13 protein-coding genes, 1 rRNA gene and 1 riboswitch are annotated in these 14367 nt (G+C 48.8%); of the genes, 4 read left to right on the top strand and 10 right to left on the bottom strand.

Annotation, left to right across the window (positions count from 1 at the left end; translation table 11 throughout):
- Window positions 1–11: 11 nt before the first annotated feature.
- A 16S ribosomal RNA gene (locus tag QL223_RS21330) occupies window positions 12–1563 on the bottom strand.
- A 720-nt stretch (window positions 1564–2283) separates the two neighbouring features.
- Between QL223_RS21330 and QL223_RS21335 the strand changes: the two genes are divergently transcribed.
- Window positions 2284–2733 carry an RNA-binding protein gene (locus QL223_RS21335; protein WP_002539763.1) on the top strand — a complete coding sequence of 150 codons (450 nt, stop codon included), beginning with the start codon at window positions 2284–2286 and terminating at the stop codon, window positions 2731–2733.
- Here the strand turns inward: QL223_RS21335 and murI are convergent.
- The 4 genes from murI to QL223_RS21355 form a co-directional block, all read right to left on the bottom strand.
- Window positions 2711–3499, bottom strand: coding sequence for a glutamate racemase (murI, locus tag QL223_RS21340; protein WP_002539761.1), 789 nt, complete (start codon window positions 3497–3499; stop codon window positions 2711–2713). The two genes, QL223_RS21335 and murI, sit on opposite strands and share 23 nt — an antisense overlap.
- Window positions 3500–3564: 65 nt before the next feature.
- Entirely contained in the window at window positions 3565–4227 is a 663-nt protein-coding gene (locus tag QL223_RS21345) for a hypothetical protein (protein ID WP_002539760.1), read from the bottom strand.
- A gap of 47 nt (window positions 4228–4274) precedes the next feature.
- On the bottom strand, window positions 4275–6086 hold the full coding sequence (gene btuB / locus QL223_RS21350; protein WP_002539758.1) for a TonB-dependent vitamin B12 receptor: 1812 nt from the start codon (window positions 6084–6086) through the stop codon (window positions 4275–4277).
- A gap of 45 nt (window positions 6087–6131) precedes the next feature.
- Window positions 6132–6319, bottom strand: a riboswitch (cobalamin riboswitch).
- Between the two features lie 76 nt (window positions 6320–6395).
- Window positions 6396–6923, bottom strand: a complete 528-nt coding sequence (locus tag QL223_RS21355; RefSeq protein ID WP_002539756.1) for a hypothetical protein — start codon at window positions 6921–6923, stop codon at window positions 6396–6398.
- 149 nt (window positions 6924–7072) lie between these two features.
- Between QL223_RS21355 and trmA the strand changes: the two genes are divergently transcribed.
- Window positions 7073–8179 (top strand): tRNA (uridine(54)-C5)-methyltransferase TrmA, encoded by a 1107-nt coding sequence (gene trmA / locus QL223_RS21360; RefSeq protein ID WP_002539755.1) that lies wholly within the window; start codon window positions 7073–7075, stop codon window positions 8177–8179.
- A 56-nt stretch (window positions 8180–8235) separates the two neighbouring features.
- On the opposite strand, the gene QL223_RS21365 is transcribed toward trmA, so the two are convergent.
- The gene (locus QL223_RS21365) at window positions 8236–8622 is read right to left on the bottom strand and encodes a YijD family membrane protein (protein ID WP_002539753.1); all 387 of its coding nucleotides are present in this window, start codon (window positions 8620–8622) and stop codon (window positions 8236–8238) included.
- 5 nt (window positions 8623–8627) lie between these two features.
- A complete protein-coding gene (gene fabR / locus QL223_RS21370) occupies window positions 8628–9272 on the bottom strand; it encodes an HTH-type transcriptional repressor FabR (RefSeq protein ID WP_002539752.1) in 645 nt (214 codons plus the stop codon).
- 279 nt (window positions 9273–9551) lie between these two features.
- Here fabR and QL223_RS21375 point away from each other — a divergent pair, with 279 nt between their 5' ends.
- The gene (locus QL223_RS21375) at window positions 9552–10526 is read left to right on the top strand and encodes a DUF2860 family protein (RefSeq protein WP_281545919.1); all 975 of its coding nucleotides are present in this window, start codon (window positions 9552–9554) and stop codon (window positions 10524–10526) included.
- Window positions 10527–10683: 157 nt separating this feature from the next.
- Window positions 10684–12099, top strand: coding sequence for a Si-specific NAD(P)(+) transhydrogenase (sthA, locus tag QL223_RS21380; protein WP_039850161.1), 1416 nt, complete (start codon window positions 10684–10686; stop codon window positions 12097–12099).
- Between the two features lie 75 nt (window positions 12100–12174).
- On the opposite strand, the gene cysQ is transcribed toward sthA, so the two are convergent.
- From cysQ to QL223_RS21395, 3 genes are all read right to left on the bottom strand, one after another.
- Window positions 12175–12990: a 3'(2'),5'-bisphosphate nucleotidase CysQ gene (gene cysQ, locus QL223_RS21385; protein WP_046305057.1), complete on the bottom strand. Its 816-nt coding sequence runs from the start codon at window positions 12988–12990 to the stop codon at window positions 12175–12177.
- Window positions 12991–13052: 62 nt separating this feature from the next.
- The gene (gene nudE, locus QL223_RS21390) at window positions 13053–13604 is read right to left on the bottom strand and encodes an ADP compounds hydrolase NudE (RefSeq protein ID WP_165017577.1); all 552 of its coding nucleotides are present in this window, start codon (window positions 13602–13604) and stop codon (window positions 13053–13055) included.
- 13 nt (window positions 13605–13617) lie between these two features.
- Window positions 13618–14367 (bottom strand): type II secretion system protein N, encoded by a 750-nt coding sequence (locus tag QL223_RS21395; RefSeq protein ID WP_281545920.1) that lies wholly within the window; start codon window positions 14365–14367, stop codon window positions 13618–13620.

Genomic DNA, 14367 nt, shown 5'->3' on the forward strand with positions numbered 1-14367 from the left:
AATAGTATCGTTAAGGAGGTGATCCAGCCCCAGGTTCCCCTAGGGCTACCTTGTTACGACTTCACCCCAGTCATGAACCACACCGTGGTAAACGCCCTCCCGAAGGTTAAGCTATCTACTTCTGGTGCAGCCCACTCCCATGGTGTGACGGGCGGTGTGTACAAGGCCCGGGAACGTATTCACCGTGGCATTCTGATCCACGATTACTAGCGATTCCGACTTCATGGAGTCGAGTTGCAGACTCCAATCCGGACTACGACATACTTTCTGGGATTCGCTTCACATCGCTGTCTCGCTGCCCTCTGTATATGCCATTGTAGCACGTGTGTAGCCCTACTCGTAAGGGCCATGATGACTTGACGTCGTCCCCACCTTCCTCCGGTTTATCACCGGCAGTCTCCCTGGAGTTCCCACCATTACGTGCTGGCAAACAAGGATAAGGGTTGCGCTCGTTGCGGGACTTAACCCAACATTTCACAACACGAGCTGACGACAGCCATGCAGCACCTGTCTCAGCGTTCCCGAAGGCACACTCGAATCTCTTCAAGCTTCGCTGGATGTCAAGAGTAGGTAAGGTTCTTCGCGTTGCATCGAATTAAACCACATGCTCCACCGCTTGTGCGGGCCCCCGTCAATTCATTTGAGTTTTAATCTTGCGACCGTACTCCCCAGGCGGTCTACTTAACGCGTTAGCTCCGAAAGCCACAGTTCTAGACTACAGCCTCCAAGTAGACATCGTTTACGGCGTGGACTACCAGGGTATCTAATCCTGTTTGCTCCCCACGCTTTCGCATCTGAGCGTCAGTCTTTGTCCAGGGGGCCGCCTTCGCCACCGGTATTCCTTCAGATCTCTACGCATTTCACCGCTACACCTGAAATTCTACCCCCCTCTACAAGACTCTAGCCTGCCAGTTCAAAATGCGGTTCCCAGGTTAAGCCCGGGGCTTTCACATCTTGCTTAACAGACCGCCTGCATGCGCTTTACGCCCAGTAATTCCGATTAACGCTCGCACCCTCCGTATTACCGCGGCTGCTGGCACGGAGTTAGCCGGTGCTTCTTCTGCCGCTAACGTCAAACACTGCACGTATTAAGTACAATGCCTTCCTCACGGCTGAAAGTGCTTTACAACCCGAAGGCCTTCTTCACACACGCGGCATGGCTGCATCAGGCTTGCGCCCATTGTGCAATATTCCCCACTGCTGCCTCCCGTAGGAGTCTGGACCGTGTCTCAGTTCCAGTGTGGCTGATCATCCTCTCAAACCAGCTAGGGATCGTCGCCTTGGTGAGCCTTTACCCCACCAACTAGCTAATCCCAACTGGGCCCATCCGGTAGCGAGAGGCCCGAAGGTCCCCCTCTTTGGTCCGTAGACGTCATGCGGTATTAGCCACCGTTTCCAGTGGTTATCCCCCTCTACCAGGCAGGTTCCCAGCCATTACTCACCCGTCCGCCGCTCGCCGCCCTAAACTCATCCGAAGAATCAGTTTAGTCGCTGCCGCTCGACTTGCATGTGTTAGGCCTGCCGCCAGCGTTCAATCTGAGCCATGATCAAACTCTTCAATTAAAGTTTTTGGCTCGATGAAATACTGTTGTGTTCTAACCCCTCTCTACATAGTAAAGAAAGAGCAGAACGAATTGACTGTGCCGATAACTCCGAAGAGTTTTCGTTTGGTCACTCAGTAAACATCGATAAATCTTTTGTCTATCAATCACGAGTGCCCACACAGATTGCATAGGTCAAATTGTTAAAGAACGTTGACTTGAAGAAGCGTTGCTTCTCACCGTCAGGGCTGCGAATTTTACGCTGCCGGGCGATGAAGTCAAGAAGAAATTTTGAGATTTTTCAGCGTTGCTTTCGCAACCCTCAAAACACCTTGTTGACTTGCCTCTCGGGGTGAATTTCCCTTCGAAGCGGGCGGCCATTTTACTGATTCGAAACAGCGCGTCAAGCGTTTATTTCAACTCAATTTTTGAGGCCTTCGCCGTACCGATTTGAGTGGGCGTTTCCGCTGTGGAAGCCGCTCTCCGTGTCGGTGAGGCGGCATTATAGAGACTGGGATCACATTGGCAAGGGTTTTTATTGGTTTTTTTTTCGTTCGAACACAATTCAACCTAAACTTTGAAAAACACAACAAATTGCAACATTAGATAGCCGTCACATTCACTTACTAGCAATAAGAACTCAATATCCGTAATATCAACCCGACAATTGTATTTATTTTAGTCAGCATTGATTTCGATTCTTCATGCTATTTCTTCTAACCGACGTTTACTTTAGACGATTATGAAAACATCTATCAGCTTGCTTATTACTGCAGCCATCGCACTTCTTGGTGCATTGCTTTTAAAAAACTCCACTTTAATTGCCAGTACAGGTTATGCATTCGCACTTGGTGCAATTACAACAGGTATTGCCATTTCTCTTTTTTCTACTAAATCTTCAGGCGATATTTCAGAGTCTACCCCTTCCACCAGCAAAACCATCTATGTGGGCAACCTTCCTTACCGTGCAAATGAAAATGACGTGAAGGAACTGTTCTCTAAACATGGTGAGGTCTTTGCCGTGCGCTTGATGAAAGACAAGCGCACCGGGAAGCGACGTGGCTTTGGATTTGTCGTGATTGCAGCAGGAGATGCTGCTGATGCAATAGAAGCTTTGAACAACAGCGAATACGGTGAAAGGACTCTTAAAGTTAGAGAGGCGAATGATCCTAGAAAATCGGAGCGCGGCTAATCGTTGCAAAGCCCAACTTTTCTAACTCTTGATTTAGTGCTTCTTCTTCTTTCACTGGAGCGCTACTAAAAACAAAATGTTCAGCTTTACTGAGGGAGGTCATTTGATCTCCCTCTTTTAATAATGTCACTACGCGGTTGGCGATCGCTTTACCTGAATCAATTACCAGACATTGTTCGCCTAAAATGTCTTCAATTTCTTCACGAAGTAACGGGAAGTGTGTGCAACCCAATACAATGCAGTCTGTTTTATTTATAAACGGCGCTAGTACATCGCTTAATATTTTTTTATCGACCTTTCTGCCACGCAATTTCCCCTCTCCCATTTGTACGAGTTCCGTTGAACCCACCATTTCAACTTCGCAATCGGGCGCAAACTCTTTTACAAGCTGATGCGTATAAGGACGTCTTATTGTTGCGGGAGTAGCCAAAAGGCCAATGATTTTGGATTTACTGATTGCGGCAGCAGGCTTAATAGCAGGAACAACCCCGACCACCGGGACATTAAGCAGATCCCGCAGATGTGGCAGCACGAGTGTGCTTGCGGTATTGCATGCAATGATAACTAACGAAATATCCTGCTGTTGGCAAATCGCGGAGACCATTCTACAGACACGCTGGATAAGCACATCATCCGCCAATTCACCATAGGGAAAAGCTGCATTATCGAAGGCATACACGACATGCTGTTCCGGCAGTAGCTGAGCCACTTCCTTAAACACAGAAAGGCCACCTACACCAGAATCAAAAATCAGCACACTCTTCACGCTATAACCCTTTGTTATCCACTTGCGACGCAATCATACTTTGCACGTCAGCGAATTTGAATCTTTCACCTGACGAGATGATAGCTAAGGTGGTGGAATCTCCCTTCCCGCTGAAAACCTGTGATCTCAATATCCAGGGGATACTGAAAGCAAGGAGCATCGGTAACGATTGTGTGAAACTCCCCGTCTTCGCCACAAAGGTCACAGCCATCTGGAAGCTCAGCTAACAAATTGGCGTTATAGTCCCAGCCAAGAAACCTTCCATCCAACTGAGAGGTATCAACGGTAGAAAGTGTCGTCTTAATGCCTGAAGCAATGATTTCGTTTGCAAGCACCTCACTTCCCTCACCGAGCAATGGAAAAACACACTCCCAGCCCTGAGGTTCAATATAGCTTCTGCGGTATTCTTCTATGCCATTACAGAACATATCGCCAAACGCCACTGCATCGACATTTAGCCCACTACTGCGTATACCTTCGACAACCCTCTTCTGATAAACATCATTTGGAGGAAAGACTTCGTTCAGTTCGATAAGCACCAAAGGCAATCCAATACTTTCTGCCTGCACTTTGACAACATTGATGGGCGTGGCCTGGAAAGGAACAGTACCTGCCACGTAAGTGGTATAAAGCCCGACGACTTGATAACGATCGTCTTCCAGCAGTCGACACAGTGTCAGGGTTGAGTCCTTACCGGATGACCAACTGACAATAACGCGTTTTTTCATGTTTGTTCCTGAAAGTAAAAAGCCGCCCTTAGGCGGCTTAGTGAAGCTTAGAAGCGGTAGTCCATGCTGACATAAAACGTGCGTTCTGGTGCTGGGTAACCAATCACCATCTCATATTCTTTATCGAGCAGGTTGTCTACACGAGCATTCAAAGTAACGCTCTCTGTAGCGAAGTAGTTAACTGACGCATCAAGTAAGCTGTAAGAGCCAAGCTTAGTTCCTGAATTTTCGCGCTTACCAATGTATTGGTAACCCAGTGACACATCGAATTCATCGAAGTAAGCAATAGCAGTGTACTTATATGATTTCTTTGCTCGATAAGGAAGCAGGTTGTCTTCTTCATCTTTAGGGTCTTTAAAGTCAGCACTTAGCTGATGAGACAAGAATCCGGTATCAAATTCAGCTGTCAACTCAACACCTTTCAACGTACTCTCGCCATTCAGGTTGTTATAAGTGCGCGTGCTGTTGTCGTACTCAATCAAGTCATCAATCTTAGTGTTGTAACCCGTTACTGACCAATAAACCTCTTGAACAACACCATTCAAAGACAACTCAGCTGACTTTGAAGATTCAGGTTTTAGCTTAGAGTTTCCATAAAAGCTGTATAGCTGGAACAAGTTAGGCGCTTTAAATGCAGTACCATATGACATTTTAAGAACCAACTCTTCCGTCAGTCGGAAACCGGCTCCAAAGTTGTAAGTCGTTTCTGATCCAAACTGCTCGTTGTCATCTAAGCGGGCCCCCACCTCGCCAAATACATTTTCAAAGTCAACAAGTGCAATACCATAGAACGCTAAGTTGTCGCGATCGTAGTCAGAGTTTGAAGCGTTGACTATAAATGTTTCTTTTCGATAGTCCGTACCGCCTCCAATTGTAACAACTTCACTGAGTTCGTATTGATTGTTCCACTGAAGATTTAACTGTTCCAAATCGTCCGGTTGCGCAGACCCCTTGCCATCCTTTTTCTCATAGTCATAGTCAGATTGATCTTGCCAGCTAACCTGAATCTGACTAGACAACAATTCGGATTCATAGTTGACGCCACCAGCGAAGGAGTAATTTTCAACTGTTGACTCTTTATACGAATAAGTTGTATTCCAAGAACCATCGTACTGGTAAACATTTTCAAAAGCGCGAGCGTTGGCAAAGACTGTCCAGTCTTGGTTTAGTTTTGAAACATATCCAATAAGGCCATTTTTAGTTTCAAACCCATGCTTGTCACCATCATTCAATCCTTGGATAGGATGAACGTTATAGCCGTCGTCACTTTCGTATCCTAAAGCCACATTCAGTTGGCCATTCTCACCTACTTTGAATCCACTCGAGCCTGAGGCTTCAACATAATCTCTGCTTCCAACCCCTGCAGTTAAACGAGTAGCTCGATCAGTGTCGTTGTTTGCACGTGTGATGATATTGATAACGCCGCCAATAGCCTCAGAGCCGTAAACAGAAGCTCTTGCACCACGCACGTATTCTATACGCTCGACAAAAGTGAGCGGCAATTGGCTAAAGTCGACAGTACCCTTAACAGCTCTTGTAAAACGAATGCCATCAATCAACACAAGTACTTGGTCAGAGTTAGCGCCACGAACCATAAGAGTGGCTAGTTGGCCTCGGCCACCATACTGAGAAACTTGAATCCCAGTCATTCGGCGGAAAACATCTGTAAGCGTTTTCGCCTGCATGCGATCGATATCTTGACGAGTAACAATCTCTACTTGGGCAGTCAGCGATTGCGTACTTTGTTCAAATCGGGAAGCAGTAACGACCATAGTGTCGTCAACAGAGGAAGTAGTAGATTCGGCGTGCGCAAACGCAGCCCATGGCAGCATACCTGCTGCAAGTAGCTTTTTAGACATATCAGATCCAAATATCGCGTGTATCCAATGATGTCAGGAGATCCTGAAACCATATTGTGACCCAGCTGATATTCGGACTTAGAGACGACCTACAGTGACGACTTCCCACATTCAGATGCAGTGTCTGGCTTTCGCCTTGTCACTTTCGTTTCTCTTTACCGCTGCGCGCCAGTTCCGGATTCTCACCGGATTCCCAGCTGGAGTGAAAGCGCGCAGAGTATAGAGGAGTCAGCGCGCCATTGATACATAGATATTGAGAACTTGGTCTCATTCGCCCGGGAAATGGGTGATTTGTGCTTGGCAGCGCTTTCAATAGCTGAGGCTGATAAACTCCACTTCTTCTACGTCCAGCTTCATCTTGATATACACCGTCAGTACGAAGAAGAAGTTAGCAAGCAGATTAGCGAAACGGGGCAGTACTGGCTCAAAGGTCACGCCGGATTCATCTAAGCGATGAAGCAGACGCACGGTTTTCTTTGAGCCCGTGCGGCACTGATGCAACGCCATTACACCAACCGGACCTCTTGGGAGCACAAAGCGGTTAATACGACCACGGCTTAATTCGTTGTAATGGTCGTATCTCGCATGCAGCCATTCCAAGTCTTCTTCAAAGATGGCCGTCTTCCCACGCACAGAACCATTAAGGTGATAGATTTTTGGATGAAGAGTTTCGAGATCTTCCCGCACATCATCAAAACCTTCCGGCAAGGTTGCCAGTGCCATCCCCACCAAACTGCAAAGCTCGTCAGTGTGGATTTCATAGTCGCAGGTCAAAGCCGACTCATAGATAAACGGATAACAAATTTCTTTGCGGTTCTTTGGTTTTCGAAAGCTCATGACAAGGCTCGGTCTGATTAAAGTGTGCCAATATTATCCCAAGGCACAGGTTTACGCTTCTACTGGCGAAAAAGTCAGCGAAAAGGCTGGACAATATGGTTCCGCTACTTACAATTTGCGCTCATTTTTAGTTATGCAGGTTAGGTAATATGAGCAATACCCTGATTGACACCACCCAATATCAGGCGCAATTGGACGAGAAAATCACGCGTATGCAAGACGCGTTTGCCGAGTTCAATGCGCCTGAGCTGGAAGTGTTTCCGTCTCCAGACAAACACTACCGCATGCGTGCGGAATTCCGTGTCTGGCATGAAGGGGATGACCTCTATTACATCATGTTCAATCAAGAGACCAAGCAGAAGTACCGTGTGGACCAGTTTCCGCAGGCAAGCCGCATCATCAACGATCTGATGCCTCTGCTGGTTGATGCTATCCGTCCGATTGAAAGCCTGCGTCGCAAACTGTTCCAGGTGGACTTCCTATCTACCCTGAGCGGTGAAGTACTGGTTTCAATGCTTTACCACCGTCAGCTTGACGAAGAATGGGAAGCAAATGCGCGCATGCTGAAGCAACGTCTGAACGATGAAGGCTTCAACCTGAACCTGATTGGCCGTGCGCGTAAGCAAAAGATCGTGATTGACCGCGATTACGTGGTGGAAAAGCTGAGCGTTAACGATCGCACCCTGACCTACCAGCAAATTGAAAACAGCTTCACCCAGCCAAACGGGAAAGTGGCAGAGAAGATGCTTGAGTGGGCAGTGGATTGTACTCAGGACAGCACAGGCGATCTGCTCGAACTTTATTGCGGTAACGGTAATTTTTCACTGGCACTGGCGGACAACTTTGATCGCGTACTGGCAACCGAACTGGCCAAGCCTTCTGTAGAGTCGGCACAGTGGAACATTGCAGCGAACAACATCGACAACGTCCAAATCATTCGTATGTCTGCGGAAGAATTCACGGAAGCGATGGAAGGTAAGCGAGAGTTCCGCCGTTTGCAGCAAGCCGGTGTCGATCTGAAGAGCTACAACTGCAACACCATCTTCGTCGACCCGCCGCGCTCAGGCATGGATGAGGGTACCTGCCGCATGGTGCAGGCTTACGACCGCATTCTGTATATCTCTTGTAATCCAGAGACACTGAAAGAGAACCTGGATATTCTGTCAGAAACACACCGCATCACACGTTTTGCGCTGTTTGACCAGTTCCCATATACCCACCATATGGAAGCGGGTGTGCTACTTGAGCGCAAATAAATGTTCAGAAACAGAAAAAGGCGCCTGAGGCGCCTTTTTTGTGTCTACTGCCAACATTACTCTTCGGCAGGGGTTTCTTCTTTCTTAGTGCCACCGACACTCAGCCAGCCCATCTTGAATGCCACCCAGAAAACCAACAGCATGGTCACGATAATTGGGAAGAAATTACCGCCAAGCTCTGGCACCTGCATGCGCACAAACGCCGTGTAGCCAAAGGCACCGACCAGGAAACAGGCAAACGCGATAAGCGGTGTGCCCTCGGTCAGTGGTTGGTTAACATGCTGCTGGTAAAAGCAGTACACCGCCAGAATAAAGGCAATGATCGGGAAAACGGAGAAAGCAACGCTATCGACGAAAAGCGTTGCCAGTGATGCGCTGCCACATAGACCTGCGACCACGGCGAGAAGGAGAAATTTACGCTCTGATTGGTGATTCTGTTCCATATTACTTACCTGCCTGAAGACAACTTATCCTTGAGAGCATTGCGTTCACGTTCTTTACGGTACCAGTAAGCGCCTTTCGCGATAATGCGCAGCTGGGTCACCAGACGTTCCGCGAGTTCAGCACGTGCGCGCTTGTCCAGATCCAGTGCTTCTGCACCTGAGCTGAATACCAATGTGACACATGCCTCTGCCTGATTATAGGCTTCATCTCGGGTCGATCCGCCTGTCGCCTGGAAATATTCCGTCAGCTCAGCGATAAAGTGTTGAATTTCACGTGCGACGGCTGCACGGAAAGCCGCTGAAGTACCGGAACGTTCACGCAATAGCAGCCTGAATACATTGGGGCTGCTTTCGATGAATTCCATAAAGGTTTCCACTGACGTTCTGACAACGCTACCCTCGGTGGCGATACGTTGGCGTGCCTGTCGCATCAATTGACGCAACAACAAACCACCTTCATCCACCATGGTCAGGCCAAGTTCGTCCATATCTTTGAAGTGACGATAAAACGACGTCGGTGCAATACCGGCTTCACGCGCCACTTCGCGTAAGCTGAGACTGGAAAAGCTTCGGTCTGCGCTGAGTTGGCTGAAAGCCGCATCAATCAGCGTTCGCCGGGTTTTTTCTTTCTGCTGAGCTCTAATTCCCATCGTCAGTGTTTTACCTCATGAAATCTAACCGCAAACTATACTCGGTTTTTATAGTGAGTTCAGTGCTTATACTCAAACTACGTTAAGAAGCTTTATTGTCCTATTCATCAACTTGCTTCATTCAAAAAACCAAAACACCTCATTTAATACCTTGCCAGTCATTTTCATGCCATAACCCCAGCCAATACTGACAAATTTGAGTCATGTCGCTCATTTATTATTCGCTCTAAGATCAGCCCCATATGCTCATTCCAGTTAAAGACACAGAAGGCCTGATTTATGAAACATGTAAAAGTTGCCACCGGCCTCCTCTTCGCGGGTTTCTCCTCAATAAGTAACGCACAACTGGCCAAAGAAGAAGGGGTGACTGGTGAGTTTTCCATGTTGGCGGGCATGTCTTCGACGAACTCAAATTTATCGACCTCTGGTGATGAGTATTTACCAAATGGCGCACAAAAACGCACCGAGGAGTTAATAGGGGGAGCGCTTGGCAACCTTACCTACACCTTTGGCGAAGACCTTAATAAACAGGTTTTTATTGGTACATCTCGTGAAGACATTGCCACGGGTCTCATTGCTCTGGAAATGGGTTATCGCTATTTGACTGACTCCGGCACTAAAGTGAGTCTGGCGTTCCTTCCAACCGTGCTCAGTGAAGAAGTGTGGAAGGATCCTTACAATTTTGACGCTGCAAGAGAAACTACTGACAGAACGGGCAACGCCTATCTTTTCTCACTCTCCAACATCAATGGTTCTGCCTACTCCGTTGATCTCGGCATCGCAAACATCAAGGTGGATGAGGAATTATCGGGAGTAACTCAAGACGCTCAACAACTGATGAACAGAGATGGCAACAGCTATTTTGGCAAGCTGAGTTACCAAGGCATGCTGACGCCAACAAGCGGCTATAGCGTTTCTCTTCGCTACCTGCACCATGACACTGAGGGTGATGCGATGGCCTATGATCACCTTGGTGCGGAAGGCACATGGTTCAAGCTCCATCAACGCCACAAGTTTGCAGCAACGCTAACTACCGGCTCATCAAAATACAAAGCGCCAAACCCTATATTTGAAGATGAAAAACGTTCAGATACGCATTACACAGCATTCGGTGCCTATGAGTATGCAAATCTGTTTGGTTTTGAGGATTTCTCGTTTGTCTCTTTAGCGAGCTACACCCATCACACCTCGAATATCGACTTCTATGATTACGATGAATATTTCTTCTCGGCAGGGTTTAGCGTCTTTTTCTAGGGCATTTCCTTTCGTATATGCATTTAGAGGCCTGTTTTTACGTTAAGTTGCGTGATCACCTACGCTGAATAGGAGCGAGTTGATTCTCGCCACGCCTTGTGAGCGCTACACTTAGCCCGCAATCCTTAACATAATGAAAACAAAAGGCCATACGGACATGAGCAAAGCGACCCCTACATCGTCTAACCATTTTGATGTCATCGTAATAGGTAGCGGCCCTGGCGGCGAAGGGGCTGCCATGGGCCTGACCAAAGCGGGCTTACGCGTCGCGGTGATTGAAAAAGAAGGTACCGTTGGCGGCGGGTGTACCCACTGGGGCACCATTCCATCCAAAGCGTTGAGACACACTGTCAGCCGTATTATCGAATTCAACCAGAGTCCGATTTATACCGGCGACAACAAACAGGTACACAGTACCTTTTCTGCCATTCTTGGCCATGCTCAATCTGTTATCGGCAAACAGACCCGCATGCGCCAGGGTTTTTATGACAGGAACCTCTGTAGCATCATTCACGGCAGCGCCAAGTTCAGCGGCACGCACGAAATTGAAGTGAAAGCCGCGGATGGCAGCGTCGACAAATACACGGCCGACAAATTCGTTATCGCGACAGGCTCACGCCCTTACCGTCCAAAAGATGTCGACTTCAGACATCCACGTATCTACGACAGTGACTCAATCCTCTCGCTGCAGCACGACCCTCGCCACGTCATCATCTATGGAGCAGGCGTTATCGGCAGCGAATATGCGTCTATCTTCCGTGGTCTTGGTATCAAAGTGGATTTGATCAATACCCGTGACCGCCTGCTCTCGTTCCTCGATAACGAAATGTCAGACTCGCTTTCCTACCACTTCTGGAACAGCGGTGTTCTGATACGTAATGATGAGACCTACGAGAAAATCGAAGGCACCAAAGACGGCGTTATCTTGCACCTGCAGTCCGGCAAGAAGATGAAAGCTGACTGTATTTTGTTTGCCAACGGCCGTACCGGTAATACTGATGCGCTGAACCTGAAAGCCGTCGGCTTGAAGGCAGATTCACGTGGTCAGCTGAAAGTGAACGATAACTACGGCACCGAAGTAGAGCACGTTTATGCTGTTGGTGATGTGATTGGTTATCCAAGCCTTGCGAGTGCGGCTTACGACCAGGGCCGAATTGTGGCACAGGCAATTGGTGAAGGTCAGGCGAAAGGTCGTCTTATCGATCATATCCCAACCGGAATTTACACTATTCCGGAAATCAGCTCTGTGGGTAAAACCGAACAGGAGCTAACCGCGGCAAAAGTGCCTTATGAAGTGGGACGCGCACAATTCAAGCATTTGGCGCGTGCACAGATTGCAGGCATGGATGTGGGAAGTCTGAAAATCCTGTTCCATCGCGAAACCAAGGAGATCTTGGGGATCCACTGTTTTGGTGAGCGTGCGGCGGAGATCATCCACATCGGTCAGGCGATCTTTGAGCAAAAAGGCGAAGGGAATACATTGGATTACTTCATCAATACTACCTTCAACTACCCGACCATGGCAGAAGCCTATCGCGTGGCGGCATTGAACGGCCTTAACCGTTTGTTCTGACTCACGAAGAATCAATGAAAAAACGGAGCTTCTGCTCCGTTTTTTGTCTCTGGACGATAGTGAAAGGTGGCTAGGTTAACCTTCCAGCCTCACAATCTGTCGCCAAGGCAGTTCGGTATCGCCCAATACAATGAAATTCGGGTTTTCCAGTGAATCCCGCTCGTTGTAGGAAAGCGGTGAAAGCGTCATATCCAGAATTCGTCCGCCCGCTTCTTCTACGATGCATTGGGTCGCCGCCGTGTCCCATTCACCCGTCGGGCCAAGGCGAAGGTAGCAATCCACCGCGCCTTCTGCGACTAAGCAAGACTTCAGCGCCGCAGAACCCAGAGGCACCAAATCATAGTTACGGCTAGGTTCAAGGCGGTCAGTGATCGCTTTGATGTCCTGACGACGGCTGATCGCAATCGACAGGGATGCGAGTTCATCTTCATGCTTGAGGATAGACAGGCGGTGCTTTTCACCATCCGGCATCACCTTCCAGGCACCATGACCTTTGGCGGCATAGTAAGAGACCCCAGACACAGGACCATACACCACACCCATCACCGGCTGATTGTTTTCCACCAGTGCGATAATGGTGGCAAAGTCGCCACTCCCGGCAATGAACTCCTGTGTACCATCCAGCGGATCCACCAGCCAGTAACGCTCCCAGTTGCCACGCTCAGCAAACGGAATCGAAGCGTCTTCTTCTGACAGCACAGGAATATCCGGGGTTAGTGCACTCAGGCGTTCAGTGACCAGTTTGTGCGCCGCGAGATCGGCGCTGGTCACCGGTGTGTCATCGCTTTTTATGTTCTTTTCAAATTCACCACGCTGATAGATATCCAGGATCACCTGACCGGAAGCCCGGGCAATCTCTATCACCGGCTGAAGCAGTTGTGACAGCTCCATGTAACACTCCTCTTGGGCTCTCACACTACGACTTTGTCCAATGGTCTTTGGTCACGAAGTGATCAACGGCCGGAAAGCTCTCTCAAGGCCAACAGTAATGCGGTAATACTGCGCGCTTCCCCAAAATCGACGTGAGATAACAATTCTTCTGCCTGCGCAACAGGCCAACGGACCAACTCCAACGGCTCGGGTTCATCGCCCTCGAGCTTCTCTGGGTATAGGTCCTGCGCCAGAAGCAGGGTCATTTTGCTGGAGAAGTAAGACGGTGCAAGCACCACTTCTTTCAGCGGGAACAACTGATGGGCACCGAAACCAATTTCTTCTTTCAGTTCTCGGTTTGCCGCTTCTAAGGCGGTCTCACCCGGATCAATCAGCCCCTTTGGAAAGCCTAGTTCATAACGTTCAGTTCCGGCAGCGTATTCGCGCACCAACAGTAAGTCGCCGTTTTCTGTTACCGGTACAACCATCACTGCATTGCGACCGCTTGGCTTCATGCGCTCGTAAGTGCGCTCTTCGCCATTACTGAACTTTAAATCCAAGGCTTCAATCTGAAACAGACGCGATTTAGCAACAACCTTGGCGTCCAGAATTTCAGGTGGAATCTGCTTTTTCATGCTTGCTCTCCCGTTAACCGCTGAAACTGAGGCGATAACGGCCTTCGCTGTCAGGCGTACCTAAGAAACCAAGTTGGCCACGCATGCTTTCGGGGAATGTCTCTCCCGGTGCAAACCAGCCATTCAGGCTATAGCGTTGATCCGGTGACAGCGAAATATTGAAATCAGTTTCAATCGCATCAGACGCACTGTCACCATCCATCACCAACTGACCTTCATTGCAGGACAATTGCGCGACCACCAAACCTGGTTCAATCGTGCCGATGGGTGAAGCCACGTTGCCTTGCGACCAAGCAAGGTTGCCAGCGAGCGATTCACAGAAAGGCTGTTGGTTAAACAGGTAATCGCGTACGGTTAAATCAAACTGTCCGGACAGACTAACAGGCATTGGATACGGAATAAACGACTGCACTACATTGGCAGACGCCGAGACCAAAAGGTTATTCGCGTAGAGACCACCCAGGCTATATCCCAGATTTCCGCGCGCCGACAAGCCCGGCGAGCCAGAAAGACGCAGTTCAACATCTGCTTTGCCGGTAAAGAGTTTCAGTGGGTTGAATTGCCACTTCAACGCGCCCATTTCCCGGCCTTGAAACGTAAAATTAGACGCAGAGCCATTCCATAAGGTTCCCGATACGCCACTGAGCGCCAGTCCTTGCATGGGCGGAAGGTAACGCACGACCAGATTCGCCGGAATGTGTACCACCGCGCTCGAGATCAATACGACAAGAAAAAGCACGCTCCATAGGATCACACGTTTCAT

This window comes from Grimontia sp. SpTr1 (assembly GCF_947387585.1).
In the GTDB taxonomy this organism is placed as follows: domain Bacteria; phylum Pseudomonadota; class Gammaproteobacteria; order Enterobacterales; family Vibrionaceae; genus Enterovibrio; species Enterovibrio indicus.

Coding starts and splice junctions, on each gene's coding strand:
- QL223_RS21335 (WP_002539763.1), top strand. CDS start 2,284: ATGAAAACATCTATCAGCTTGCTTATTACTGCAGCCATCGCACTTCTT.
- QL223_RS21345 (WP_002539760.1), bottom strand. CDS start 4,227: ATGAAAAAACGCGTTATTGTCAGTTGGTCATCCGGTAAGGACTCAACC.
- btuB (WP_002539758.1), bottom strand. CDS start 6,086: ATGTCTAAAAAGCTACTTGCAGCAGGTATGCTGCCATGGGCTGCGTTT.
- QL223_RS21355 (WP_002539756.1), bottom strand. CDS start 6,923: ATGAGCTTTCGAAAACCAAAGAACCGCAAAGAAATTTGTTATCCGTTT.
- trmA (WP_002539755.1), top strand. CDS start 7,073: ATGAGCAATACCCTGATTGACACCACCCAATATCAGGCGCAATTGGAC.
- QL223_RS21365 (WP_002539753.1), bottom strand. CDS start 8,622: ATGGAACAGAATCACCAATCAGAGCGTAAATTTCTCCTTCTCGCCGTG.
- fabR (WP_002539752.1), bottom strand. CDS start 9,272: ATGGGAATTAGAGCTCAGCAGAAAGAAAAAACCCGGCGAACGCTGATT.
- QL223_RS21375 (WP_281545919.1), top strand. CDS start 9,552: ATGAAACATGTAAAAGTTGCCACCGGCCTCCTCTTCGCGGGTTTCTCC.
- sthA (WP_039850161.1), top strand. CDS start 10,684: ATGAGCAAAGCGACCCCTACATCGTCTAACCATTTTGATGTCATCGTA.
- cysQ (WP_046305057.1), bottom strand. CDS start 12,990: ATGGAGCTGTCACAACTGCTTCAGCCGGTGATAGAGATTGCCCGGGCT.
- nudE (WP_165017577.1), bottom strand. CDS start 13,604: ATGAAAAAGCAGATTCCACCTGAAATTCTGGACGCCAAGGTTGTTGCT.
- QL223_RS21395 (WP_281545920.1), bottom strand. CDS start 14,367: ATGAAACGTGTGATCCTATGGAGCGTGCTTTTTCTTGTCGTATTGATC.